Origin of the sequence: Alteripontixanthobacter maritimus (genome assembly GCF_003340475.1) — a bacterium.
GTDB lineage: Bacteria > Pseudomonadota > Alphaproteobacteria > Sphingomonadales > Sphingomonadaceae > Alteripontixanthobacter > Alteripontixanthobacter maritimus.
On sequence record NZ_QBKA01000002.1, the window covers coordinates 1,165,601 to 1,189,723 of the forward strand.

General features: G+C 56.8%; 25 protein-coding genes and 1 tRNA gene. 5 read left to right on the forward strand and 21 right to left on the reverse strand.

Going from position 1 to position 24,123, the window contains the following annotated elements:
- Positions 1-72: 72 nt before the first annotated feature.
- The 6 genes from HME9302_RS05855 to HME9302_RS05880 all read right to left on the reverse strand — a co-directional run bounded on the left by HME9302_RS05855 (position 73) and on the right by HME9302_RS05880 (position 6,400).
- Positions 73-747, reverse strand: a complete 675-nt coding sequence (locus HME9302_RS05855; protein ID WP_181815699.1) for a TadE/TadG family type IV pilus assembly protein — start codon at positions 745-747, stop codon at positions 73-75.
- A complete protein-coding gene (locus HME9302_RS05860) occupies positions 744-1,358 on the reverse strand; it encodes a TadE/TadG family type IV pilus assembly protein (RefSeq protein ID WP_115366243.1) in 615 nt (204 codons plus the stop codon). The genes HME9302_RS05855 and HME9302_RS05860 overlap by 4 nt, the downstream gene beginning before the upstream one ends.
- Positions 1,358-3,277 (reverse strand): TadE/TadG family type IV pilus assembly protein, encoded by a 1,920-nt coding sequence (locus tag HME9302_RS05865; protein ID WP_115366244.1) that lies wholly within the window; start codon positions 3,275-3,277, stop codon positions 1,358-1,360. The genes HME9302_RS05860 and HME9302_RS05865 overlap by 1 nt, the downstream gene beginning before the upstream one ends.
- Positions 3,278-3,453: 176 nt before the next feature.
- Positions 3,454-4,845, reverse strand: coding sequence for a pyruvate dehydrogenase complex E1 component subunit beta (locus HME9302_RS05870; RefSeq protein ID WP_115366245.1), 1,392 nt, complete (start codon positions 4,843-4,845; stop codon positions 3,454-3,456).
- Positions 4,846-4,847: 2 nt separating this feature from the next.
- Positions 4,848-5,936 (reverse strand): pyruvate dehydrogenase (acetyl-transferring) E1 component subunit alpha, encoded by a 1,089-nt coding sequence (gene pdhA, locus HME9302_RS05875; protein WP_407641316.1) that lies wholly within the window; start codon positions 5,934-5,936, stop codon positions 4,848-4,850.
- Between the two features lie 152 nt (positions 5,937-6,088).
- Positions 6,089-6,400 carry an FtsB family cell division protein gene (locus tag HME9302_RS05880; RefSeq protein WP_326833152.1) on the reverse strand — a complete coding sequence of 104 codons (312 nt, stop codon included), beginning with the start codon at positions 6,398-6,400 and terminating at the stop codon, positions 6,089-6,091.
- 233 nt (positions 6,401-6,633) lie between these two features.
- Between HME9302_RS05880 and hppD the strand changes: the two genes are divergently transcribed.
- The 3 genes from hppD (at position 6,634) to HME9302_RS05895 (ending at position 9,334) form a co-directional block, all read left to right on the forward strand.
- Positions 6,634-7,755 (forward strand): 4-hydroxyphenylpyruvate dioxygenase, encoded by a 1,122-nt coding sequence (gene hppD, locus HME9302_RS05885; RefSeq protein WP_115366247.1) that lies wholly within the window; start codon positions 6,634-6,636, stop codon positions 7,753-7,755.
- Positions 7,752-8,327, forward strand: coding sequence for a VOC family protein (locus HME9302_RS05890; RefSeq protein ID WP_115366248.1), 576 nt, complete (start codon positions 7,752-7,754; stop codon positions 8,325-8,327). Before hppD ends, HME9302_RS05890 begins: the two co-directional genes overlap by 4 nt.
- Before the next feature lie 98 nt (positions 8,328-8,425).
- Complete coding sequence (locus HME9302_RS05895) at positions 8,426-9,334, forward strand: mechanosensitive ion channel family protein (RefSeq protein WP_115367515.1); 909 nt, start codon at positions 8,426-8,428, stop codon at positions 9,332-9,334.
- Between the two features lie 19 nt (positions 9,335-9,353).
- Here HME9302_RS05895 and HME9302_RS05900 read toward each other — a convergent pair whose 3' ends face one another.
- The 8 genes from HME9302_RS05900 to HME9302_RS05930 all read right to left on the reverse strand — a co-directional run bounded on the left by HME9302_RS05900 (position 9,354) and on the right by HME9302_RS05930 (position 17,569).
- Positions 9,354-10,112 (reverse strand): DUF1499 domain-containing protein, encoded by a 759-nt coding sequence (locus HME9302_RS05900; protein ID WP_115366249.1) that lies wholly within the window; start codon positions 10,110-10,112, stop codon positions 9,354-9,356.
- Positions 10,113-10,194: 82 nt separating this feature from the next.
- Positions 10,195-11,826 (reverse strand): acyl-CoA synthetase, encoded by a 1,632-nt coding sequence (locus tag HME9302_RS05905; protein WP_326833153.1) that lies wholly within the window; start codon positions 11,824-11,826, stop codon positions 10,195-10,197.
- A 236-nt stretch (positions 11,827-12,062) separates the two neighbouring features.
- Positions 12,063-12,284: a hypothetical protein gene (locus HME9302_RS05910; RefSeq protein WP_147270774.1), complete on the reverse strand. Its 222-nt coding sequence runs from the start codon at positions 12,282-12,284 to the stop codon at positions 12,063-12,065.
- A 560-nt stretch (positions 12,285-12,844) separates the two neighbouring features.
- Positions 12,845-13,021, reverse strand: a complete 177-nt coding sequence (locus tag HME9302_RS13260; RefSeq protein ID WP_181815700.1) for a hypothetical protein — start codon at positions 13,019-13,021, stop codon at positions 12,845-12,847.
- A gap of 242 nt (positions 13,022-13,263) precedes the next feature.
- Positions 13,264-14,175 carry a hypothetical protein gene (locus tag HME9302_RS05920; protein WP_147270775.1) on the reverse strand — a complete coding sequence of 304 codons (912 nt, stop codon included), beginning with the start codon at positions 14,173-14,175 and terminating at the stop codon, positions 13,264-13,266.
- Positions 14,176-14,376: 201 nt separating this feature from the next.
- On the reverse strand, positions 14,377-14,835 hold the full coding sequence (locus HME9302_RS13125) for a DUF6869 domain-containing protein (protein WP_147270776.1): 459 nt from the start codon (positions 14,833-14,835) through the stop codon (positions 14,377-14,379).
- Between the two features lie 235 nt (positions 14,836-15,070).
- On the reverse strand, positions 15,071-15,442 hold the full coding sequence (locus HME9302_RS13555; RefSeq protein WP_115366253.1) for an RHS repeat-associated core domain-containing protein: 372 nt from the start codon (positions 15,440-15,442) through the stop codon (positions 15,071-15,073).
- Positions 15,443-15,796: 354 nt separating this feature from the next.
- Positions 15,797-17,569: an RHS repeat domain-containing protein gene (locus HME9302_RS05930; protein WP_115366254.1), complete on the reverse strand. Its 1,773-nt coding sequence runs from the start codon at positions 17,567-17,569 to the stop codon at positions 15,797-15,799.
- Between HME9302_RS05930 and HME9302_RS13660 the strand changes: the two genes are divergently transcribed.
- Complete coding sequence (locus HME9302_RS13660) at positions 17,450-18,508, forward strand: recombinase family protein (protein ID WP_407641334.1); 1,059 nt, start codon at positions 17,450-17,452, stop codon at positions 18,506-18,508. The genes HME9302_RS05930 and HME9302_RS13660 overlap by 120 nt on opposite strands.
- Here HME9302_RS13660 and HME9302_RS05945 read toward each other — a convergent pair.
- The 4 genes from HME9302_RS05945 to grxC form a co-directional block, all read right to left on the reverse strand.
- A tRNA-Arg gene (locus HME9302_RS05945) sits at positions 18,467-18,543 on the reverse strand. The two genes, HME9302_RS13660 and HME9302_RS05945, sit on opposite strands and share 42 nt — an antisense overlap.
- Positions 18,544-18,627: 84 nt before the next feature.
- Positions 18,628-19,098: a DUF1178 family protein gene (locus tag HME9302_RS05950; RefSeq protein ID WP_115366255.1), complete on the reverse strand. Its 471-nt coding sequence runs from the start codon at positions 19,096-19,098 to the stop codon at positions 18,628-18,630.
- Entirely contained in the window at positions 19,095-19,940 is an 846-nt protein-coding gene (locus HME9302_RS05955; RefSeq protein ID WP_115366256.1) for a carbon-nitrogen hydrolase family protein, read from the reverse strand. Before HME9302_RS05955 ends, HME9302_RS05950 begins: the two co-directional genes overlap by 4 nt.
- Positions 19,941-19,954: 14 nt before the next feature.
- Positions 19,955-20,218 carry a glutaredoxin 3 gene (gene grxC, locus HME9302_RS05960; protein WP_115366257.1) on the reverse strand — a complete coding sequence of 88 codons (264 nt, stop codon included), beginning with the start codon at positions 20,216-20,218 and terminating at the stop codon, positions 19,955-19,957.
- A 186-nt stretch (positions 20,219-20,404) separates the two neighbouring features.
- On the opposite strand from grxC, the gene HME9302_RS05965 reads away from it, so the two are divergent.
- Entirely contained in the window at positions 20,405-20,896 is a 492-nt protein-coding gene (locus HME9302_RS05965; protein WP_181815701.1) for an Hsp20 family protein, read from the forward strand.
- Between the two features lie 271 nt (positions 20,897-21,167).
- Here HME9302_RS05965 and HME9302_RS05970 read toward each other — a convergent pair whose 3' ends face one another.
- From HME9302_RS05970 to tpiA, 3 genes are all read right to left on the reverse strand, one after another.
- Positions 21,168-22,802, reverse strand: coding sequence for a CTP synthase (locus tag HME9302_RS05970; protein ID WP_115366258.1), 1,635 nt, complete (start codon positions 22,800-22,802; stop codon positions 21,168-21,170).
- A 122-nt stretch (positions 22,803-22,924) separates the two neighbouring features.
- A complete protein-coding gene (gene secG / locus HME9302_RS05975; RefSeq protein WP_115366259.1) occupies positions 22,925-23,266 on the reverse strand; it encodes a preprotein translocase subunit SecG in 342 nt (113 codons plus the stop codon).
- A 79-nt stretch (positions 23,267-23,345) separates the two neighbouring features.
- Positions 23,346-24,113, reverse strand: a complete 768-nt coding sequence (gene tpiA / locus HME9302_RS05980) for a triose-phosphate isomerase (RefSeq protein WP_115366260.1) — start codon at positions 24,111-24,113, stop codon at positions 23,346-23,348.
- Positions 24,114-24,123: the final 10 nt, after the last annotated feature.

The window sequence follows — 24,123 nt, forward strand, 5'->3', positions numbered from 1 at the left end:
CTGCAATGAAAGCTAGCCACGCTCTAGCACTGCAGCCAAGCGATATACACAGCTTAGCCCGATAGCTGGCCCTTAATCACAGGGAGATGCTGTGGTGCCTCCGGTCAGCCCGGCACTGTAATCGCGATCGTCGCGGACCTGGAACGCTGCCTCTTGACGGTATTCCATTTTATCGATTCCGATAGCCCCGTCGAACAGGCTATCGTAATCGTAAATAACTTCGACGAACATGACCCCGGTACCGGCCTGCGCTTTTGCCTTGTTGGTAGAGCTTCCGACACCAGCAATCGGCGCTCCGGTCAGGCCATTCTTGGCACCGTCATCACCGTATTTCGATTCCCGTTCGAGACCGCCGGTGCATCGCTGCCAGCGAATGAATTGCCGGCCCGTCGAGGCATCATATTCTACACTGGAAATAATAATTCGGCCGCGCTCGGCAATATCCATATTCCCCGCCTGCCGCACGGCGCTGGCAAGCAATGCATCGACCTGCGCTTCGGAAATGGTAGGCGCAACGCCGCTATTGTCGTTCTGACCCACGCGCGATGCGTTATCTGCTAGCGAAATCGCAGTTTGGCTAAGCTGCGTCTGCATCAGGGATGCCTGCGCCAACTCGATACCGAACAGTCCCATGACGAGCAGGATTGGTGCGGTGAAGGCAAACTCCACCATGGCCGCACCTGCGGTGTCGGAACCGAGAGTACGGAACCTGCGACGCGCGCAGTTTTTAGATTGGTTGAGCATCATGCGCATGTCCCGCCATCCGATCCGAGCCCTACCTGATCTGCGAATGGTTGGTTCTGCCGAACCGAGGTGGCCTCAATGGTTCTCGCATTGTTGTTCAGCCCGAAAACCGGAAATGCGAACAGCGGGTCGTATGTTGCTTTGACAGTTACCAACACGATGTCGTTCGCTCCGCCATTGCCGTTCGCTCCGACATCTTCATCCCATTGGCCGTTGCGGTTTTCGTCGGTGTAGGATTCGCCATTATCGCATATGCCGTTGCTGTTGCTCGCATCGTTCCAACTTTCCGGACGGGCTATATCGTTGAAATCGAAATAGCTGCGACGCGTGGTCACGACTTTGGCATCGGGAATGATGTAGCGAACCATTTCCTCCACGACCGCATCAGCTGCATCCGTGTTGGCAATTTCCAGCGAAGATATCCGTGCAGCGTCATTTGCGGCGCCGTTCATAATCGATTTTGCGTACCCCATTTGCGCAAGGTCGATGAGACCCAGCAACATGAGGAAGAATACCGGCGCGAGAATGCCGAACTCGACCACCGTCACACCGTGCTCGTCCGTCCGGATCCTGCGCAGCCGCCGGGCAATAAAAGAGGATGCAGCGCGGTGCATTACTGAACCACCCGCAATTCACCGATGGTTTGCCCGATCTGCTGGAACGCGTCGTTCAATTGTGACGCGTCCGATGCCGGGAATGCGCTGTTGGGCGACGAACATTTCTTCAGGCTATCCGTCAGGGCGGTCGAAAACGCAATGACCCAGACCCGGATGCCTTTTGACTTCACCGCTTCGCAAACCGCCAGAAAGCGGGAGTCGTGCCGGGCGTCGCGCGCTGGGTCGTCAGCGCCACCAACGCGCTCGTCGTTCCGTTCGATACCATAGGCGGAATAGGAATTCGAAGACGTACTCATGAAACCATCGGTCATGAACACGATGTGCCGTGATGTTGTGCCAGGATTGGCAGCACCTTCCATTACGGAACCGTTGAACACGCCATCCGGCGACGCCATCCGGCCGCCCCAGATCATGCCGATATCGTGATATGTGCTCCCCGCAGGAGAAAGGTCGCCGATATAGCCATTGAAGAATGAGTTGGGACTGCTGAAGTCGCCTTCTTCCCATTCCTGCAATTCCGCAGCTTCATTGGGACAAAAAGGATCGCCAGTCTTGTTACCGTACCGCGATTCGGTCGTTCCAGCGTCGCGATAATAGGATACTTCCGGCCAGACCGGTTTCCATTGGGTGCTTGGTCCGCTGGGGATCAGATCTATATCGAGGTCGTTGGCACCACCGGGGGAGAAGCCCGTGATGGTCGAGAACGAGAAGGTTGCGGAGTCGGTGCTTTCGGCTTCTTCGATGCAGCCGGACCACTTTGCATTCACGTTCGAACCTTGATTGCCCACATTCTGGCCAACAGTCGCACCGTTCTTGAAAAGATCGGTGTTGAAGGTTCGCCGAACATATTTGTAATGATCGACGAGATATTCGTAACGGTACTGATACCGGTTCGCAATGTAGTAGTCGTCACCGTTATAAAAGCAGAAGAATTCCGTGCGACGCTGCTGCTGCCGGGTTACGTCCCGGCCGCCAGTTCGGTAGTCGACATCCGAGCCGACGTCCCTCCAAGCCGTATTATCGGGCATGGCGTTTTCACAGCTCGACCGGGAGCCATAGGCCTGACTACTGTAATAATAGGCCTGACCGTTGTCGTTGGAGGAATACAGGACACTTCCACCAGCCGGATCGTATTCGCGCGACTGGTAGCCATGACTGTCGGCAACATAGTTCGCATCGATATTAACCAGCAGGTTGCCCACGTTTACCGATGAGGAATAGGGCACGAAGCCGAACCGGACACGCCCCTGCCCGCCCGCCGCTGCCGTGGTCGTCACGGTGTAGAAGCTCGACAAGGCTTCGCGCAGTTCCTGCAGGCGCGATTTTCCGCCATGCGCAGTTTCGCTATACCCGCTCGAATTGATGTAACTCTGGCACTGCGAAGCCGTATGGCTGGACAGGCAAGCCATCGAACCAGTGGTATCGAGCACCAATGTCACATCGTTGTTGCCGACCTGCATGGTTGCCGAACACGTAGTGCTGAGCGGCACGGTGTCGAACCCGAATAGCGGCATGACATATGCCTCGACTTCGGTGGTGGCGGTTCCCACGATCGTGCTCCCGCCATCGTCCGACGTTGCCGAGAAGCTTACATTCCTGATGTCGACTTCACTCGCTTCGAAATTGGTTTCGAAATAAGTTTCCGCATTGGTTTCGGCCGCGGTATCAAACCCGTCATTCGTCACGGATTTGCGTCCGGCCAGTACGCCGGCATCGCAGGCCGCTTGCAGCCGGGATTTGACCATATAAGCACGCGAGGCATCAACGCCGCCGCCGACCATGCCAGCAAGGACTAGCATACCCATCGCCGCCATTGGCAGCACGTTACCGCCGTTATCCCGCAATGCGCGCAAGACACCGCGATCGGTATAAGCACCGTCAGCTGTCCTGCCTGTTGGATCCTTCGTATCGCGCATTACTGATGGATTTCCCCGAGTTCGAACTGGGGAATATCCGGGGAAACTTAAAAATGCCTAAACGGATTGGAACGGCGATATAGGTGGGCTGCGATTACGACACCCAAATGACTCACTAAGCCAGCAAACCTATAAGGCTACATTGTCGGTGATGGCGAGTGGCACTGCTCGATAGCTCAATTCTGGTAACAAACCTTTTTCGCCGCCGCGACGATCTTGGCCGTGTCGAGCAAGGCTAGTTTCTCCAGATTAGCGGCGTAGGGCAAAGGCACGTCTTCGTTACAGACGCGCAAAACCGGCGCATCCAGATCGTCGAACCCGTCTTCCATACATAGCGCAATAATTTCCGACGCAATCGAGCACGTCGGCCAACCTTCTTCCGCGATAATCAGGCGGTTTGTCCTGGCGAGACTGTCGAGAACAGCCTGCGTGTCCAGCGGGCGTAAAGTGCGAAGGTCGATGACTTCGGCGTCGATCCCCTCGTCTGCAAGCTGGTCCGCCGCTTCGAGCGACAAGCCGACACCTATGGAATAGGATACGATGGTGACGTCGCTGCCCTCGCGCATCGTGCGCGCCTTGCCGATAGGCAGGACGTGCTCATCCAGTTCCGGCAGTTCGAAAGTGCGTCCGTAGACCAATTCGTTTTCTAGGAAGACCACCGGGTCCTCGCAGCGGATTGCGGCTTTCAAGAGGCCCTTCGCATCGCTGGAATCATACGGTGCAATAACGATCAGCCCCGGTACGCTGGCGTACCATGGCCCGAAATTCTGACTGTGTTGCGCGCCCACGCGGCTGGCTGCCCCGTTGGGCCCACGAAATACCACCGGACATCGCATCTGACCGCCGGACATGTAGTTTGTCTTGGCGGCGGAATTTACGACGTGATCGATCGCCTGCATCGCGAAGTTGAAGGTCATGAACTCCACGATCGGACGCAGACCACCCATTGCCGCACCCGTACCGATACCGGCAAAACCGTATTCGGTAATGGGCGTATCGATCACTCGCTTCGGGCCAAACTCGTCGAGCAGTCCCTGCGTAACCTTATACGCGCCTTGATACTGGGCGACTTCCTCACCCATAACGAATACGCGGTCGTCGCGGCGCATTTCCTCGGCCATCGCGTCTCGCAGCGCCTCACGCACGCTGACGGTGGCCATGTTCGTACCAGCGGGAATGGCGGGGTCTTTCACGTCGGCTTTCGCGGAGACCGGCTTGGTCAGTTCCGCCTCGCTCTCTTCGCGGCCAATATCCTTGCCTTCACCCTGAACGTCACCCGGGGTAGCATCGGGTGCAGGAGCGGGAGCCGCGTCAGAGACATCTTCGCCCTCACCCGCCAGCATGGCGATCACCGTGCCAACGGCGACGTTCTCCGTTCCTTCGGCAATCATGATCTTGCCCAGCGTGCCCTCGTCCACCGCTTCGAATTCCATCGTCGCCTTGTCGGTTTCGATTTCCGCAAGAATATCGCCGGAGGAGATTTCGTCGCCTTCCTTCACCAGCCATTTGGCCAGCGTGCCTTCTTCCATGGTGGGGGACAAAGCGGGCATTTTCAGTTCGATTGCCATGCTCAATACTCCTCCACCAGTACATCGGTGTAGAGTTCGGCAGGCTCCGGTTCGGGGCTGCTTTCGGCAAAGTCCGCCGCTTCGGAAACGCGGGCGCGGATAGCCTTGTCGATGGCCTTCAGATCGTCCTCGGTCTTACCGCGTTCAAGCAGCGCCTTCTTCGCCGCCTCGATCGGGTCCTGATTGTCGCGCTTGTCCTGCACCTCTTCGCGTGTGCGATACTTCGCCGGGTCGGACATCGAGTGACCGCGATAGCGATAGGTGTTGAGTTCCATCAGCACCGGCCCATTGCCACCGCGCACATGCTCGAAGGCGATTTCGGCGGCGTTGCGGACTTCCAGTACGTCCATCCCGTTCACGTCCATGCCGGGAATGCGGAAGGCAGTACCGCGCCGGTAAAAATCGGTTTCCGCGCTGGACCGGCTGACCGCCGTGCCCATTGCGTACTGATTGTTTTCAATTACGAATACGATGGGCAGCTTCCACAGCGACGCCATGTTGAAAGTTTCGTAGACCTGCCCCTGGTTCGCCGCGCCATCGCCAAAATAGGCGAGGCAGATGCCGCCATCGTCGCGATACTGATGCGCCAGCGCCAGCCCACCGCCCAGCGCCACTTGCGCGCCCACGATACCATGGCCGCCGTAGAATTTATGTTCGGTCGAAAACATGTGCATCGACCCGCCCTTACCCTTGGAAATCCCCGCCTGACGCCCGGTCAGTTCGGCCATGATGACTTTCGGATCGATCCCGTAAGCGAGCATGTGACCATGGTCGCGATAGCCGGTGATGACGCTGTCCTTGTCGTTGTCCAACGCGCTTTGCAACCCGATCGCGACCGCTTCCTGCCCGATGTAAAGGTGACAGAATCCTCCGATCAGCCCGAGCCCGTAAAGCTGGCCCGCGCGTTCTTCGAACCTGCGGATCAGCAGCATCTGCTCATAAAATTCGAGCAGTTGATCGTCGCTGGCTGCAAACTGGCGCTTTTCCTCCAGGCGGTCCTGCAGGCTATGCAATGCGAAATCGCGCTGCGCCGATGCATCGTCCCCGGTTGGTTTTTTCGCAGCTTGTTTCTTGCTTGCAGCTCTGGCCAAAGTGGACCCCATTCAACCGGGCCCGGATATCGAGCCGCCCATTGGCTCCGCTATGCCGCAGCGTCGCTGCGGGTGCAACGCCGAGAATTGCCTGAATAGCAATGCATGTCACAGAGCCTGCGCGCCAAGGTCCTTGGCGAAGCAAACACGGTTTACTCGGCAGGCGGGTCCAAGGTTATGACCAGCTCATCCGGATGGGCAACATTCAAATTCTGCCGCAGCAATTCGCCAACCATGTCGGGGTCCGCATTATCGGGATCGAGCAAGGCGACACGGTTGCGCAAATCCTGTGTTTCCTTTTGCAAGACCGCAACCTGATCGCGCCGGTCATTCAGCAGGCTGGCGCTTTCGTTCCAAGCCAGCACTCCGCTCGGCCCGGCGACCGCCAGACCGCCAAGCAGCAACAACGCGCCAAGAGCCAGGCCTTGCCGCATCTGCTCCATAATCACTTCAAGGTTGCGCAATCGCGAAGTCATAGGCCGTTAGAATCATAGTTAATCCCGTGCCGCAAGCGTTTTATGACAGTTCGAAGTTTCTTTAGGCCTGATGGCGAAGGCCTGAAGAACGTTACCGCACCGCCCGCTTGATCTTCATTGCCAAATCTGTCATATAGTTGCAACGGAAACTATGTTGCGCAGCGTACCGGGCTTAGTGCCAGCACGCGCGCACTTCTCGAACGTTATAAAAGGTGGAAACCATGGCCGATCTTTTCGAAAATCCCGCCGGGCTGGACGGCTTCGAATTCGTCGAGTTCTGCGCGTCGGAAAAAGGCGTGTTGGAACCCGTATTCAAGGCGATGGGCTTCACGCATATTGCAAACCACCGGCGCAAGGACGTGCAACTCTGGCGGCAGGGCGGCATCAACCTGATTGCAAATTACGAACCGCGCAGCGCGGCCTGGTACTTTGCCCGCGAACATGGGGCGAGCGCATGTGGCATGGCCTTCCGCGTGAAGGATGCAGTCGCAGCCTATGATCATCTGCTGTCCAAGGGCGCCGAACCTGTCGAAGTCGCAACCGGCCCCATGGAACTGCGCATCCCGGCCATTCGCGGTATCGGCGGTGCAATCCTGTATTTGGTTGATCGGTATGACGGGAAGACCGGCGAGGACGACCTAAGCATTTACGATATCGATTTCGAATATCTGCCGGATGTGGATCGCCATCCGGAAGGTGCTGGCTTCCAGATCATCGATCACCTGACTCACAACGTCTATACCGGCCGCATGGCCTATTGGGCGGATTACTACGAAAGCCTGTTCAACTTCCGCGAGATCCGCTTCTTTGACATCAAAGGTGAGTATACCGGCCTGACTTCCAAGGCGCTGACCGCGCCCGATGGCAAGATCAAGATTCCGCTCAACGAGGAAGGCGAAGGCGGCAAGGGTCAGATTGAGGAGTTCCTGCGCGAATTCAACGGTGAGGGCATTCAGCACATCGCCCTGATCTGCGATGATCTGGTTACGGCGTGGGACCGTCTCAAGGATTTTGGCGTGCCGTTCATGACCGCCCCGCCCGAAACCTATTACGAAATGCTCGACGAGCGCCTGCCCGGCCACGGCGAACCAGCCGACGAATTGAAGGCCCGGGGTATCCTGCTGGACGGAACGATAGAAGGTGGCCAGCCCCGCCTTCTGCTGCAGATTTTCGCCGAAGCGCAGGTCGGTCCGGTATTTTTCGAATTCATCCAGCGCAAGGGTGACGACGGGTTCGGTGAAGGCAATTTCAAGGCTCTTTTCGAAAGCATCGAGCGCGATCAGGTCGCTCGCGGTGTGCTGGATACCGGCAAGGCGGACAGCGAGATGGAACCAGCGGAATGAACGTCGCGGCTGCTCATCCGGTAAAGCTTGGCGGTGTGCATCACGCGGCTTATCGCTGCAAGGATGCCAAGGAAACGGTCGATTGGTACGCCCGCGTGCTGGGCATGGAATATACCAGCGCCTTCAGCGAGGACCACGTCCCGTCCACGGGTGAATACGACCCCTACATGCATGTCTTTCTCGATGCCGGGAACGGCAATATTCTGGCGTTTTTCGAACTGCCAAACCAGAAAGACATGGGCCGTGACGAGAACACCCCGGCATGGGTGCAGCATTTGGCATTCCGCGTAAGCTCCGAAGAGGAACTGTTGCGAGCCAAGGATCACATCGAAGGTCTTGGCATCGACGTGCTGGGGCCGACCCATCATGGCATTTTCAAATCGATCTATTTCTTCGACCCGAACGGCCACCGTGTGGAACTTGCGGCCGATATCGGGACCGATGAACAGTACAGCGAACTGAAGAAGGTCGCCATGCCGATGCTGGAGGAATGGAGCGCCACCAAGAAGGCGCCGCGCCATGCCGATTGGCTGCACGAAATTGCGCGTGAAGAAAACGCCGCGAAAGGCTAAGGAACCCACGACTGACGCGGCGCGTTGCGTGCGTGAATCGAGGGGGAACCATGCAAGCCGATAACAATGCCGCCGATGCGGCCAATAACGAAGTGCAAATGACTGACGCTGGTAATGTGGCGGACCCTTCGGCCAGCCCGATTGCCACGGTACAGAACCAGCTCGCCGATATGGCGGACGGATTCATTCGCGCATTGCCGAACATCGCTATCGGCGTGCTCATCCTGCTCGTCACCTGGATCGTGGCGAAGTTCGCAGTGCGGATAGCCGACAAGCTGATCGGCAGGACCGACATGCGTCCCAGCCTCAAGGCGCTGTTCGACACGGTCGTGAAACTGGCCATCTGGCTGTTTGGACTTATGGCAGCGCTCGTCGTGTTGATGCCGGGCCTGACACCCGCCAGCCTGATTGCAGGTCTGGGTATCGGAGCGGTAGCGATTGGCTTTGCTTTTCAGGACATCTTCGAAAATTTTCTCGCCGGCGTGCTCATCATGCTGCGCGAGAAAATGCGTATCGGTGACGTAATCGAATGCGAAGGCATCAAGGGCAAGGTTGAACACATCACCTTGCGCGAAAGCCACATCCGCAAACTATCGGGCGAACTGACCATCGTGCCCAACTCCGTGTTGTTCAAGAACGCGGTCGAGATTTTAACCGACGAACAGACACGTCGTCACGAAGTGGTTACCGGTGTTTCCTACGACACCGACCTCGATCACGCTGCGAAGGTCATCCGCGAGGCTGTGGAAGCCGTCGATGGGCTGGAAAAAGACAAAGACGTGGACGTGTTCGCCACGACCTTCAATTCAAGCTCGGTCGATTTCCTGGTCCGCTGGCACGCAGGATCGACACCGCGCGACAAGTGGGAGTCCACCGACAAGGTCGTGCGAGCAATCAAACGCGGGCTGGACGATGCCGGGATCGAAATTCCGTTCCCCTACATCACCCATACGTTCAAGGAGCGGGTGCCGATGGGGCAAGATGTGGGCGAACCGAACGAAGCTTAAAACCTCGAGAGTCCCCGCTTTACCGTGTCGCCAGGTCAGTCAGGAAATCTTCGATCCGCTGGGCATTCACGCCGAGGTCGCTCACCCCGACCTTGCTGACCGATCGCATGTCTACGTCGCTCCCTCGCCCATCTGCGGACGGCGTGACACGCAGCACCACGTCGTCCTCGAAGCGAATCCATGCCGCATATGCGGTGGCTTCCAGCCTGCCTGTTTCCGGATCGGCGAGCGCCACGGTCCAGCCTTTTTCGCGCGCCAAGGCTTCGGCATCGGCAATCACTTCGGCAACGGGTTTGTCGATCGTGACCGTATCGAGATCGCCATAGGCTGCGCTGTGTAACTCGCGCCATTCCTGCTCGCTTTCCAGTCCGCGCAGATTGTCTTCTGCCAACGGCAACACGCTGAACGCCGGCGGGTCGGCGAGGTCGGTAGTAATATCGTGGATGGCCGGCGGACTTCCCGCGCTCAGCACCCTTGCTGCAACAACACCAATAAACACCACTGCAATAATAAATCCCAGAAGTGCGGAAGTGCGATGCGGCCACCCCTTGCGCGCATTCATGATCAGCGCCGCGATACCAAACAGCAAGGCCGCAATTGCCGCCATCATTCCGAAGCTCAGGCCTGAGAATCCAACCAGTTTGCCGATCAGATCGTACCGCGCAAGCGTCATTCCGCCTAAGGCCAAGACCGTAGCGATGACCGCCAGAGCCAAAGTCAGGCGACTGAGCAATGCCGTCCATTTATACCGCGTATTCGCGTGCGCCGTGCTGTCCATCGCTCTCGCTCCAATTCTGTGTGATCGCCCCGTTACGAACGCTTTGCTTTAAAGTGCAAGGCCGTTGTATTCGGCCAGCGCGTCAATTGTCGGCAGCGGCGCGGTATTCCTCCACCAGCAGGCGCTTCTGCAACTTGCCTGTCGGCAGCCTGGGAAGTTCCGGGCGGAAGTCGATCTGGCGCGGGATCTTTGCGCCGCTCAGGTGTTGGCGCAAGAACGCAGCCAAATCGTCGCGCAGGGCGTTGCTGCCCTCCCCGCTGGCTGGCTGGACGACTGCGGTTACACGCTCCCCCAGATCGGCATCGGGAGCGCCGATCACAGCCGCATCAGCAACATCGGGATGCATGATCAGCACATCCTCGATCTCCTGCGGATAGACATTCACGCCGCCGCTGATGATCATGAAGCTTTTGCGATCGGTCAGGAACAGGAACCCGTCCTCATCGACATAGCCAATATCGCCAAACGTCGCCCAGCCCTTGGGATGGCGACTCTGTGCAGTCTTTTCAGGGTCGTTGTGATATTCCGCAAGCTCTGCTTTCTCCCAGAAAACCACTCCGGTTTCGCCGGCTGCCAGTTCGGTCCCGTCATCGCCGCAGATGTGGATGATGCCGGACATCGGGCGTCCAACCGAACCAGGGCGGTCGAGCCAATCCTGCGGGCCGATCTGCGTGGCACCGAACCCTTCCGAACCCGCATAATATTCGTGGATAATCGGACCCCACCAATCAATCATCGCGCGTTTGACTTCGACCGGGCAAGGCGCAGCAGCGTGAAGTGCCATGCGGTGGCTGGAAAGGTCGTGCTTCTGCCGCTCGTCCTCAGGCAGTTTCAGCATCCGCACGAAATGGGTTGGCACCCACTGGCTGTGCGTAATGCGATAGGTCTCGATATGGCCGAGCGCGGCAGCAGGATCGAACTTGCGCATTATGACCACAGTACCGCCAAGCGCCTGCGCCGTGGCGGACCAGCGAAGCGGTGCGGCATGATAGAGCGGAGCGGGTGAGAGGTAGATCGTGCGGTCGTCGAACCCGAACAACGCCTTGCCCAGCATGACGAGCTCGTCCGGCGTGTCAATCGCGCCTTCCCTTGGCGGCGGCCGGATACCCTTCGGCCGCCCGGTTGTCCCGCTGGAATACAGCATGACACTGCCGATGCTTTCATCGTTGACCGACGTGCCGGGCTGCTGCGCAAGGGCAGCGGCATAATCGCGAAATCCCGTCGGCAGGCTCTCGTTTTCACCGTCCAACCACAACGAAACGTCGGGCAGCGCCATCCGCAAGTCGTCGGCCAGATGAGCAAGATCGGAGGACAGCACCAGCATCTTCGCGCCGCAATCCTCGATGATGTAGGCCGCTTCGGCAGCGGTCAGCCGGTCCGGGACCGGAGTGAAGGACAACCCCGAACGCTGCGTTCCCCAATAAATATCGAAATAGCGTGAACCGTTGGTCATCATCGCCGCTAAGCCATCACCACGACGAAGGCCCTCGCTGCGCGCGTGTTGCGCGACCCGATTGGAGCGAGCGTCCAGTTCGGCGAAACTGATGGCCTCACCGGTTTCCGCGACTATCAATGCTGGCTTGTCGGGCGTCGTAGCGGCCCATGTCCTGATATGCATTCCCGCGCAATCCTCCTGCCAAAACCTGACCTTTGCGGCCTTGTCCGCAAGGCTACCGGTATCGGTTGCAATTGCAAACCGGTTTGGCGTTAGCATGTGGGAATTGGTGCACCGGGACGGATAAAGATGGGCACTCAAATCGTTGGGAAATCTTGGTGCAACTTGTCGCATAGCGAGTGTGCCTACTACCGCGCTCGTCCGCATGGAGGAAGCAGCGGTCGGTCGTGCCGGCACTCTCATACCACACAATCGGGTTGTCTACACCTGGGGCGTGGACATAGCGATTTCGAAGCTGGGACGACGTGTCGTACTCGCCGATCATATCCATCCCGTCATAGGCGAAGCGGGTGATCGCTCCGCCTGCAGAAAGCCCGCTCGTCTGGATACAGCCGGCCCACGGGATTGTAGGACATCGTTGCCGCGCCCGCCTTGCCGTTCAGGGAGTTCTCGCTCGAATACGTAAACCCGTCGCTGCCGGCGGAGGTCAGATTGCCACGTGCATCATAGCCCAGCGGCACCGGACCCGATTGCGTCAGCTGGTTTAGTCCGTTCACGCTATAGGGCCGATCGATGTTCACCAGACCACCGAACGCGTAAGCATCGTTGGACTGCGTGACCTGCCCGATCTACCCGCGGGGTTGTAGGCAAGGCTGCCGATTAGGGTCAGAAATCATTGATCGGAGCCAGTAGCAGCAGGTAGCAGCAATACAGATTGCGGAGGCGAAGGTTTGGGCTGGCGGTCGTAGCGGGTGGCGACGAGTCTCCAATCCTTGATGCGGCCAAGGACATTTTCGATCTTGTACTTTTGCCTGTAGAGAAGTTTATCGTAGTGATGTTGCATTTTGCGGTTCGAGCGCGACGGAATTCAGCAAACGATGTCCCGTTTGGTCAGCGCGGCACCGAACCTCTTCCTGTCTTAATCTTTGTCACCAAGCAGCTCGCGGACACTGTTGAGTATGGGAAGCAGCAGAATGATCGGTCGCCCTAGCCGACGCAAACGGCTTAGCGCGTCGAGTTCGAACCGCCTTTGGCGCGTTTGATACGTATTAGAAAAAACCTCTTTTCGAGGCGCTGGCGGCTGTACGGTGTGCCTCAAACCGAATGGCATCAATCATTACCCTTTCCGGCCTTCCGGCCCTCCCTGCATATTCGGCAAAGATGCGGTGGAATCGCCCGTGCGGCTCTTGCGGAAGAAGCAATTGTAGATCGCGCTGTATGGCTCATAAGCCGCAGGCGCGTCGCGCCCTTCCAGCCCATGTTCGATGATGTAAACCACCCCTATACGCTGCACCGGTCATCGGTCCTAGGCCTGATGCGATAACGGTAAATATGGCTTTGTTCGACATATCTACGTCTCGTTCATCAACCAAGCTCACTCATGACGACACCTCCATCGTGCCGCACTTGGATCACCATATTATCGACTGGCGAATCCCCTTTGATGAGGCCTGAGCCTAAAGCACCGGTGGCAGCGGGTATTGTGATACCAAAACTGGTATGCTCAATAATAGAAATAGAATTTTATATGAAAAATCAGAACCCTCGGATAAAGGCTTTTATACCATCGAAGGCAACATTGTTATTTGTTCCGTCCGCCCTTTTGGCCCAAACATAGACAGCCATGGATCGTGCAGATTTAGGAATCCGCCCTTCGGCGGATATTGAGCGCCATTTGTTGCTGCCAATTGAAAGAGCCTGCATTGGGCTCATCGTCCGCGTCATTTCTGCCCCCGCACTGTCCATAAAAAGAAGGTAGATATAAGGATATTCCCCTTTTGTGTATGTATCAGCGGCGAAGGCTTCAACCATCGCAAACACAGATCCGGTGTCTATAGCGGTCGCGAATGTTGTAAGATCGATTACCTGGTGCATAGTAGGATTAGAATTTGCACTCGCCGTGAAGGAGTAGGTGCCAATAAGTGGGATCATCGAATGGCCCGACGGATTTGCGGTTGTTGCAGTGAAACCACCGCCCGCCATGGTCCATCCCGAAACGTCTCCCGTTTCCGCTCCGGGATTCGTCAGCGTGAATTCGGTCCAATCAGAACCCCCACTTCCTCCGCCCCCCACGCCATTTGTAGCCGTTGTAATTCTTCCTTTGGCGTCAACAGTAATGTTTGGATTGATATAGGAGCCGGGCGCCACTCCCGTCTCGGCAAGGGTTGTTACCGTTCCGCCAGTAGTCGTGACATCCCCAGTAAGATTTCCGCCCGTCACCGACTTAGGGCCGTTGATGACCGCGATCTCTCCGGTCTCGAACGGCTCGGTAGGTGTGACGGCTTCATTAGCGCAGTCGGCTAAGGCAGTGAAATTGTCCATGACAACCGTGGCGTCCGCCACCTCACCATTGGTTAGAACATGTGGCACCGTGCACTCAGCGTAGGCTGCCGGAGCGAATGCAAATGAGACAATGATTCCCGCTATAGTCGAAACGCGTTTTTTCATCATGAGGTCCTTTTGATCAACCAAAACCACCCTAACACCACATAAATTTACTACTATAGTTTCATGGAATTGCAAAAGTGATTTTATCTGTAATCTTCTGATTTCAAAATTCTGCTTCTGTCGACACTATAATATGGGCAGGTCGCCCCCCGATATGCGAAAAAGAAAACGTTGGATCGCAGTCAACTTAAAGGTGGTATATTAGTTTGTAATAGGCGGACAAGCGGGAGGTCCTTCACGCGGCCAAGGCCCGGCCCGCACATCCTCAATGTGCGCCCACACTTCATCGTTTAGAGTTCCTTGAAAAATACCGCCAAGGGCCCAACGAACCCGATCATTGGACTCGGCATTATAGATTAGAATATCAATCCAAAAGAGAGGCGGTTTTTTCAACCATTTCTCGACTGCCGTAGCCTCTATTTCATTTGCCGCGTGAGTTTTGATCCAGCTGTCAAGCGGACCGGCGACTAACATAGGAAGTGACGCACCAACCGCATCTCGGTTCAAGATTTCAAGGATAATAGATAGGCCAGAAGAAGGCTCATGATCGACAACAATATCAATAATCCCTAGAGGATCGAGAGAATCGTCCAGCACTGGATCATTTGAGTAAGTATAAATCCAATCGTCGGCAAGCCGTGCGTTATAAACTTCAATCATGACTTAGCTTCTAGTGTAAATTCTAATTATACGAACAGAGTCGAAATGATAATTACAACACCCCATACGCTCCGCATTGTCAATCAGGTTCTTAAGCCTCCCAGCATAATTTGCTAAGGTTTTGTCATGCGGCTGCCAATCCTGTTGGGAGCCGTTATACTGTTATAACTCCATTTGATATACTCTAGCTACGTCAGCGTTGATCTTGCTATAAGTGTCCTCAAACCTTTTTCAACTAACACAGTTGGGAATAGTTGAGACGATTGGTGACGTCCCAGACCACGCCTCCCCATCCGCCTGCACAAACCTTATCCAGAGCGCCCTGCATCGCAGGGATGACCAAATCTGCGACGTTTGAAATAAACTGGAACGATCCCAAGAACCTTCGAGCAGGTGATGGCGGACGCGGATGTGTGCGCGGTGACTTTGTATAATTATGCCCCGGATCGGCAAACAACCCTAGCGGATCGATTTTGTTGATTGGGTTTGCCTCAACATAGATGTAAGGGTTGCTGCCTCCAGCCAAGCCGATCGGGTTGGCCTGTATATAGCGGCCGGTGGTCGGGTCGTAATCGCGATAGCGGTTGTAGTAGAGATCGGCGAGCACGTCGCGCTAGCTGGGAAGACTGAATAGCGTAGCTTCGTTACGGAGGGTGCTCCAAATTTTACCATTATGTCAGCTAAATACCTCTATCTATATACATAGTGTCGCCATTTACCCACAAGAACTCTGGATCCAAACTATTTTTACAGATAGAATTTAGGTATACAATAGAGTCTTCGACTGCATGCATCTCGTCTATTCCGCTTATTTTATTGTTGTATTTGGAATGGCTTGTAAAAATAACATTACAGTAGTAGCCGCCTTCGTTATCTGGTAACGGGTAGGATATTGATATACTACCTTCAGATAGGTTATTACCTGATTTTGAAATAATATCGCGGGATAAAATAACACTGTTCAATCGGACCTCCTGGAGTGAATATTTGGACGTCTACTCCCGGGCATAAATAATGGAGTCGTAATTTTTTCCGGCCCGCCCCTCGTGCGACATTCCGCAGCACGCACTCTCGCTGACTTAGTGCACTGAACATAGCCGCTAGATCTAGACAATCCACCAAGATATTTCATAGGATCAGTGTTCCAGTCGCGACAATCTAGTTCATCAATTTTTTCTTGGCGCTCGCATTCATCATCAGGGTCGTCTAGATCGTCATCAATATCGTTCTTAAATTGTTGTTCGTTAGCCGGCGGTCCTGCACAAACCTTATCCAGAGCGCCCTGCATCGCAGGGATGACCAAATCTGCGACGTTTGAAATAAACTGGAACGATCCCAAGAACCTTCGAGCAGGTGATGGCGGACGCGGATGTGTGCGCGGTGACTTTGTATAATTATGCCCCGGATCGGCAAACAACCCCAGAGGATCGATCTTGTTGATCGGGTTTGCGTCAGCATAGATGTAAGGGTTGCTGCCTCCAGCCAGGCCGATCGGGTCGGCCTGTATATAGCGGCCGGTGGTCGGGTCGTAATCGCGATAGCGGTTGTAATAGAGATCGGCGAACACGCGGCTTTGGCCGGGAAAGCCGGGAAGCAGATAATCCTGTGACGGATCGACCACAGTGCCCGACGCATCGCTGGTGACCAAGGGCACGCCCAAATGGTTGCCGTGCACCCATAGCAGATGAACCGCCCCACTCAGGTCGGGAGTCGCCACTGCCAGCGGAGCATAACCGCCGATACCGTCACCCCCTCCAAACGGACTGTTATCGTTGGCGGCTGCAGGGACTGCCCAGATAAACTCCGCCCATACGTCGTTCGCCGCTGCGCCGTATTCGCCCATCACCCGGCCCGCGCTATCGTATACAAAATGTCGCGTTCCGCTAGGCCGAACCAGCTTCACCCGGTCATCCATACCATTATAGGTGTACGCCTGCGCCGCAGCGTTACTGCGGTTGTATGTAATCAGACGGCCATAGCCATCGTAGTCGGTAGCGAGAGTAACTCCGCCAGGTCGGCTTTCCGCTAAAGTGTTGCCGCGACCGTCATAGCTGAACTGCCGCGTACCTGACGCATCGTTAAAGGTTTCGAGGCGGTTGGTGCCGGCCGCGTAAGTGAATGATTTGGAAGTGTCAGCGCCCTGAATATTACGGACAGATAAGGTAAGGCGACCGTTTCCGTCATAACCATACAGCACGGATTTTGAAGCATCCACATTGTCAGTTATCGCGCCAATGTTGCCATTCGCATCGTACCGATACGACAAATGCGACAAATTGAATCCGTCCGACACGGTGTAGAGCCGGCGCGATGTCAGCCAGCCATCCGTGCCCCAGCCATTGGCCACCGCCATGCCGTTGCCAAGCATAATGGACTTGACCGGTCCAAACGGCTCGTATTCATGTCCGTTGGCAATTGTCTCCCAACTCGCCGCCGCCGCTGTCGACTTGGTTTCTATCAGATTGACGCGCCCCTTGCCATCATAGCCATAGCGCACAATTCTGCCTGATGGGTAGGTAATCCGGATGATGCGATCTGCTAGATCATATTGATATCCAAGCTGAGCGGCTCCAGTCGCACCGATCGCCTGTTGCTTAGCCACAAGGTTTCCGCGGTGATCGTATTTAAAAGAGGTGACACCCGATCCATCGATAACTTTGGCAAGCTTGCCGAAGAGTTGAATGGTGACGGCAAGACATATCGAGGAAAGCCCTTCACACCCAATCTCGTTCATTCGATCCTAACACGTGAAAGTTACGTCGGGCGGCATTATTACAACACCAAGGACAGTCGCACGAAAAAGCTTCGTCCCCGCGACGAATGGATTGAGGTGCCCATTCCCCAAATCATAAGCGAAGCCGATTTCGAAGCGGTGCGAAAACTACTGAAGTCACGCGATCCCAAGATGGCTCCAGCCCGTTCGCATAGTTCGCCAGTATTGCTCAGCGGCCTCGGCAAATGCGGTAACCCCGGCTGCACGGGTACGATGATGCTCCTCACAGGCAAAGGCGGACAGTATCGCTATTATGCCTGTTCGAATGTCCGGCGCAAAAAGGATCGCTCGTGCGGCGGTAACAACGTGCCCATGCAGAAGGTCGACGATGCAGTCATGAACGCGCTTAAGAAGCGCCTTCTGCGTCCGGCTCGCCTTAACACCTTGTTGGCAGGGCTTATCGAGCGTTCCGAAGGCGCGGATGCGAGGCGGCGCCAGACGCTTGGAGTGCTTCGCAGCGAGCGGACAGAAGTCGACCACGCGATCCGCCGGGTGTTCGAGATGGTCGAGTCTGGCATGATCGAACCCGGGGACAGCGATTTGAAATCCCGTCTGGGGACCCACCAGAAGCGCCGCGCCGCCTTGGACGAAGAAATTCGGGTGCTCGATCGCCAGATCGGTCGGAAGGGTAAGCGAATCGACGAAGACGCCATTGCGGACTTCTCGGCGCGCGTGCGCGAAAAACTTGATGACCCTGGAAATCCTGCCCTGCGTAAGGACTATGTGAAAGCGTTTGTTGGTGAAGTTGTGATGACGAAGGAACGGATCATCATTCGCGGCCCCGTATCCGCCCTTACCGGTGCGGTCACATCATCAGATAAGGACGACGCACCGCCAGTGCGTAGTTCTATGGGAGATTGGTGCGCCCGGCGTGATTCGAACACGCGGCCTCCAGATTAGGAATCTGATGCTCTATCCGGCTGAGCTACGGGCGCCCCGCCCGCTTCCATAACCGCCGCCTGTGTGGCCTGCAACGCGAACCTTATTGCATTGCTCGACCCGTAGCGCTGGCCAAATTCTCAGTTGATCTCGTCCGGTTTGACGACCGGAAAGGGCAGCGGTGCGATGGCGATGCCCTCTTTGGCGAGTTCCTTCGCATCGTGGACCGACGCTTCGCCGTGGATGATTGCCGCATCCTTCTCGCCATAATGCATGGCGCGGCTGTCTTCCGCGAAGCTGTCCCCCACATAGGTGCTGTTTTTCAACGCTTCAGCCTGCATTGCGGAAAGCGCTTCGACAGCATTGGCCGCCTTGGCAGCAAGCGGCGTCTTGTTAGGCAAGTCGTCGGATTTTTCGCCAGCTTGTTGGAGCGCGCCACGATTGGATTTTGTGGGTATCGCCGGCGCCATGGGGGCTTTCATAATTTCGGGGGTGCCGCATGTCGGGCAGCCAATGTCCCGCCTGTCGCGCTGCGTGGTAAATTCGTCGCCGGACCCGAACCACCCTTCGAACCGGTGACCCTCGCTGCAAACCAGGTCGAAGACGATCATGTGCCGAAAGTCGCCGCTATATCACGCCGGTTGGCCAGACTGGGCACCTGCCGGCGAGCGGACGCGATCCGCTCCTGCTCTATCTCAACAAAGCCTAGGGCGGGCCGGTCACCGCCCATATCCAGCAGCACCTTGCCCCACGGATCGATGACGAGGCTATGACCATAGGTTGTTCGGCCGTCATCATGTTTGCCCACCTGTGCCGCCGCCACGACATAGGAGCTTTGTTCGATAGCGCGCGCACGTTGCAGGACATGCCAATGATCGCGGCCTGTCGGCGCAGTAAACGCCGCGGGTATTGCGATGATGTCACAGCTTTCCATTCCAAGGCGCTGATATAGAGCGGGAAAGCGAATGTCGTAGCAGATGGATAACCCAAGCCTCCCGGCCGGAGTATCTACCGTGGTTATGCGTTCACCCGGCGCATAAGCGCTCGATTCGCTCCAGCTTTCGCCATCGTCCAACGACACATCAAACATATGCATCTTGTCATATCGGGCGACGATCTCGCCGGCCGGATCGATTACGAAGGATCGGTTAGCCCAGCGAGCACGCTCCGCCTGTTGCTGGCCGTGTGCAAGGACAGCAAGCGACCCGATCGCCACCCAGATGCCATGATCGACGGCCGCAGCGCGCATGGCCGCAAGGACCCGATCGTCCGCTTCGACCACGATATGAGCAGAAGCGCGCGATCTGTCCCGGTCCAGCAGGCCGCTCATTTCAGGCGTGAACAGCATGGTCGCGCCGCCCCGCGCCGCATCCGCGACTGCCGCGACCATGACGGCTGCGTTTTCCGCCGGGTCGATGCCCGACTGCATTTGCAGAATGGCTATTCTGGTCATTGCCGGGTCAGTCCTTACGCCGTAAGCATCGCGTCCAGCTTTCCGTCCCGCTCCAGAGAAGCCAACTCGTCTGATCCGCCTACATGGGTTTCTCCGATAAAGATTTGCGGAACGGTCCGCGCATTCGGCGCACGATCGAGCATGGCGGCCTTGTTCGGCCCGCCCATGGTTATATCCAGTTCGCTATACTCCGCGCCCTTGCTGTCGAGCAGGCGCTTTGCACGGGAACAATAGCCGCATCCCATCTTGGTATAAATATCGATTTTTGGTTTAGGCATTTGAATTTCCTGAACAAAGTGTTGGACATCGGGTGAAATCGCGGCCGGGAGGTTGACGGGGCACGCGGCATTCCTATCTCGAAACTGTTCATGCGCCGTACCGGGCATGGACGCAAGCCGCGGGCGACGCCGATCAGACGGGCCGCTCGTGAAATGATAGATCGCTCAAATAGGAGGATTTGTATTATGTCACGTCTGGATTTCACTCCCTACCGCCGCACCACCGTGGGCTTCGACAAGGTGTTCGACCTTCTGGAAAGCCAGGTTCGCGGCAATGGCGGGGACAATTACCCCCCATTCAACATCGAACGGCGTGGTGACGACCAATATCGCATCACGCTTGCTATCGCCGGTTTCAAGCCCGACGATCTCGACATAACCGCGCAGCAGAACCTGCTTACTATCCAAGGCAGAAAGCGCGACGAAGACCAAAATACCGGTGAAATGCTGCATGTCGGCATTGCCAATCGCGGTTTCGAACGGCGGTTCGAACTTGCCGACTTCGTCCGGGTAGAAAACGCCGCAATCGAGGACGGATTGTTGCTGGTGGATCTCGTTCGCGAAGTTCCCGAGGCGATGAAGCCGAAGAAAATTACGGTGAATGGACAATCGCAGCTGAAGGTCGTCGAAGATCTCGGGTCGGATGATACGGACCACGATGAAACCAACGCCGCCTGAAGCGCAGTTTGCGAAATAGTTGGGGCGAGCCCAAAGGCTCGCCCCGCGACGCCAGAAGCGTCGCCTGAGCCATTCGCGCGCATCCGGGTCGCAGAAGATGCGCAGCGATTGGCTTAGCCAATAATGTAAACAGGTAGCCCGCCGGTTTGCACAAAACACATCACGGATATGGCGCCGGTCGGCGAACGTGTCGGATCCCTGTTGTCCATAACATCGACGGAATGCTCACAATTTGCAAGACTAATAAGTATTAGTCCAAGAATGCAGTGTGTCAGACAAGCCGGGATTGGCGCAATGCCGCCTCGATAAATCCCGCAAACAGGGGGTGCGGATCGAATGGGCGGCTCTTCAACTCGGGATGGAATTGCACCCCGACGAACCACGGATGATCCGGACGTTCGACAATTTCAGGAAGCAGTCCATCGGGTGACATTCCGGAAAATACCAGCCCATCGCGTTCCAGTGCTTCGATATAGGCGGAATTAACTTCGTAGCGGTGGCGGTGACGTTCTGAAATCGCCGTTGCACCGTCATATATGCCTGACACCTTGCTGTCGGCGGACAGCTTTGCCTCATAGGCGCCAAGTCGCATCGTGCCGCCCATGTCACCATCGGCCTCGCGTGTTTCGAGACCCTCCTGGGTCATCCATTCCGTGATGACACCGACAACAGGCTCCCGCGTGGTGCCGAATTCGGTTGAAGACGCCGCATCGTGCCCAGCCGAACGCGCACCTTCGACGCAGGCCATCTGCATTCCAAGACAGATCCCGAAAAACGGTACGCCGCGTTCGCGTGCGAACCGAACGCTCGATATCTTGCCTTCGGAACCACGCTCGCCAAAGCCGCCGGGCACAAGAATTCCGTGAAGGGGCTCCAGTTCGGCAGCAATATCCGCATCGTCTTGTTCGAACAATTCGGCATCGAGCCAGCGGATATTGACCTTGGCTCGATTGGCCATGCCGCCATGGACCAGCGCCTCGTTCAAGGACTTATATGCGTCCTGCAAACCAACATATTTGCCGACCACGCCAATAGTCACTTCGCCTTCCGGATTGAAAAAGCGGTCGGTTACATCCGCCCAGCGTGCAAGGTCCGGGTCCTTCGCGTCCGTGATGCCGAAACCGCGCAGGACTTCGGTATCCAGCCCCTCATGGTGGTACTGCAGCGGCACGGAATAGATTGACGGCGCGTCGAGAGCGGGGATGACTGCTTCTGCGCGGACGTTACAAAACGCCGCGATTTTGCGGCGTTCACCTTCCGGCAGAGGATGTTCGCAGCGGCAAAGAAGGACGTCGGGTTTAATGCCCAATGACGCCAGCTCACGGACGGAATGCTGCGTCGGCTTGGTCTTCAATTCACCTGCTGCCGCGATAAACGGCACTAGCGTCACGTGGACGCTAAGTGTCTGCATCGGCTCCAGCTCGTTCCGCAATTGTCGAATGGCTTCCATGAATGGCAGCGATTCGATGTCGCCTACGGTGCCGCCGATTTCGCACAACACGAAGTCCAAATCGTCGGTATCGTCGAGCGCGAATGCCTTGATCGCGTCGGTCACGTGCGGGATTACCTGCACGGTTGCGCCCAGATAGTCGCCGCGCCGTTCGCGCGCGATGATATCGCGATAGACGCGCCCGGATGTGATGTTGTCGCTCTGCCGCGCGGAGACGCCGGTGAAACGTTCGTAATGGCCAAGGTCGAGGTCGGTTTCCGCCCCGTCATCGGTCACGTAGACTTCACCATGCTGATAAGGGCTCATCGTGCCCGGATCGACATTCAGATAAGGGTCGAATTTCCGAATGCGGACCTTGTAGCCGCGCGCCTGCAACAAGGCAGCAAGGCTTGCTGCCATAAGACCTTTGCCGAGCGAGGAAACCACGCCGCCGGTAATAAAAATGAACCGCGCCATGGGAGCCGAGCCTTAGGGATAGCGCGTGAGTCGGCGCAAGCGCTTATCGTATGAAGCGCGCGCTAATCCACAGTTGCAGCAGGAAACGCGCCAAACGTCGGCCACGCGGTCGGGGTGTATTGTTACTCGGTAGCGCCAGCCAGCGGATCGTCATCGGCCGGAACTGCAGGCGCAGCAGTCGGAGCCGTCTCAGAAGGCGCCACAGTGCGATCGAGCGTAGAAGTCACGGCCTGGTCCTGCGCCTGATCCACGGCAACCGCCGCAATGACAATCGACAGGACAACGAAAACCACGCCCAGCCATTTCGTCGAGGTGGACAGCACATCTGCCGCGCCGCGCGCACTCATCAGGCCGGACGGACTGCCGCCGATACCCAGACCGCCACCTTCCGAACGCTGCATCAGGATCACGCCCACAAGCGCAGCAGCGATAATCGCCTGGAGAACGGTAAGGAACAGGAACATCTGCTGGGTCTCTACTCGAATTAAAAACTATGCGCGCTATCTAGGCGTCGCGATGCCGGACGGCAAGTTTTTGGCGAAATCAGGCCTTGTCCGCGACTTCAGCAGCGGCAACCACGATGCCAAGAAAGCTTTCCGCGGCCAAGCTGGCACCGCCAACCAGCGCCCCGCCCACTTCGTCGGCTGCCAGCAACTCGTTTGCGTTATCCGGATTGACCGAGCCGCCATACAAAATGCGTATGGCAGCTCCTTCATCCTCGCCGAACCGTTCCACCAGAAGCGCACGGATGGCGCGGTGCATAGCGCCGATATCGGACACCGTAGGTGTGCGGCCGGTGCCGATCGCCCAGATCGGTTCGTAAGCGACGGAAAGATTTGCACCCGCATCTTCGATGCTATCCGGCAATGAACCGCGCAGCTGTGTGGTTACGAAATCTTCTGCGGCACCCGCATCGCGAACCTGCTCGCTTTCGCCGCAGCAGATGATCAGACGCAAACCGGCGGCAAGCGCTGCTTCCGCCTTCTTCCGCACGAGAGCGTCGGTTTCGCCGTGACCTTCGCGGCGTTCACTATGGCCAAGAATGACGAATTTTGCCCCGGCATCGGCCACCATTGCAGCCGAAATGTCACCGGTCCGCGCGCCATCCTCGTCCGTATGGCAGTCCTGGGCGCCAATCGCGAGCTGGGCTGCCTCCTTGTGGACCGCATGTATAAGAGTGAATGGCGGGGCCAGTGCGACCTCGACCTTCATCAGGCGTTGCGAGGAACGGTCGATGGCGCGTGCTTCGGAAAGCATCGCCCGTGTGCCGTTCATCTTCCAGTTTCCGACGACGTAGGGCCGTTCGGTCATGATAATTTCC

Excerpts from the sequence above, each read along its gene's own strand:
- HME9302_RS05870 (WP_115366245.1), bottom strand. The coding sequence starts at position 4,845 with ATGGCAATCGAACTGAAAATGCCCGCTTTGTCCCCCACCATGGAAGAA.
- HME9302_RS05920 (WP_147270775.1), bottom strand. The coding sequence starts at position 14,175 with ATGAAAAAACGCGTTTCGACTATAGCGGGAATCATTGTCTCATTTGCA.
- tpiA (WP_115366260.1), bottom strand. The coding sequence starts at position 24,113 with ATGACCGAACGGCCCTACGTCGTCGGAAACTGGAAGATGAACGGCACA.
- HME9302_RS05955 (WP_115366256.1), bottom strand. The coding sequence starts at position 19,940 with ATGACCAGAATAGCCATTCTGCAAATGCAGTCGGGCATCGACCCGGCG.
- HME9302_RS05905 (WP_326833153.1), bottom strand. The coding sequence starts at position 11,826 with ATGCTAACGCCAAACCGGTTTGCAATTGCAACCGATACCGGTAGCCTT.
- HME9302_RS05865 (WP_115366244.1), bottom strand. The coding sequence starts at position 3,277 with ATGCGCGATACGAAGGATCCAACAGGCAGGACAGCTGACGGTGCTTAT.
- HME9302_RS05900 (WP_115366249.1), bottom strand. The coding sequence starts at position 10,112 with ATGGACAGCACGGCGCACGCGAATACGCGGTATAAATGGACGGCATTG.
- HME9302_RS05950 (WP_115366255.1), bottom strand. The coding sequence starts at position 19,098 with ATGATCGTCTTCGACCTGGTTTGCAGCGAGGGTCACCGGTTCGAAGGG.
- grxC (WP_115366257.1), bottom strand. The coding sequence starts at position 20,218 with ATGCCTAAACCAAAAATCGATATTTATACCAAGATGGGATGCGGCTAT.
- HME9302_RS05970 (WP_115366258.1), bottom strand. The coding sequence starts at position 22,802 with ATGGCGCGGTTCATTTTTATTACCGGCGGCGTGGTTTCCTCGCTCGGC.
- hppD (WP_115366247.1), top strand. The coding sequence starts at position 6,634 with ATGGCCGATCTTTTCGAAAATCCCGCCGGGCTGGACGGCTTCGAATTC.
- HME9302_RS05965 (WP_181815701.1), top strand. The coding sequence starts at position 20,405 with ATGTCACGTCTGGATTTCACTCCCTACCGCCGCACCACCGTGGGCTTC.
- secG (WP_115366259.1), bottom strand. The coding sequence starts at position 23,266 with ATGTTCCTGTTCCTTACCGTTCTCCAGGCGATTATCGCTGCTGCGCTT.
- HME9302_RS05895 (WP_115367515.1), top strand. The coding sequence starts at position 8,426 with ATGACTGACGCTGGTAATGTGGCGGACCCTTCGGCCAGCCCGATTGCC.
- HME9302_RS05860 (WP_115366243.1), bottom strand. The coding sequence starts at position 1,358 with ATGCACCGCGCTGCATCCTCTTTTATTGCCCGGCGGCTGCGCAGGATC.
- HME9302_RS05855 (WP_181815699.1), bottom strand. The coding sequence starts at position 747 with ATGATGCTCAACCAATCTAAAAACTGCGCGCGTCGCAGGTTCCGTACT.
- HME9302_RS05930 (WP_115366254.1), bottom strand. The coding sequence starts at position 17,569 with ATGAACGAGATTGGGTGTGAAGGGCTTTCCTCGATATGTCTTGCCGTC.
- HME9302_RS05890 (WP_115366248.1), top strand. The coding sequence starts at position 7,752 with ATGAACGTCGCGGCTGCTCATCCGGTAAAGCTTGGCGGTGTGCATCAC.
- HME9302_RS13125 (WP_147270776.1), bottom strand. The coding sequence starts at position 14,835 with ATGATTGAAGTTTATAACGCACGGCTTGCCGACGATTGGATTTATACT.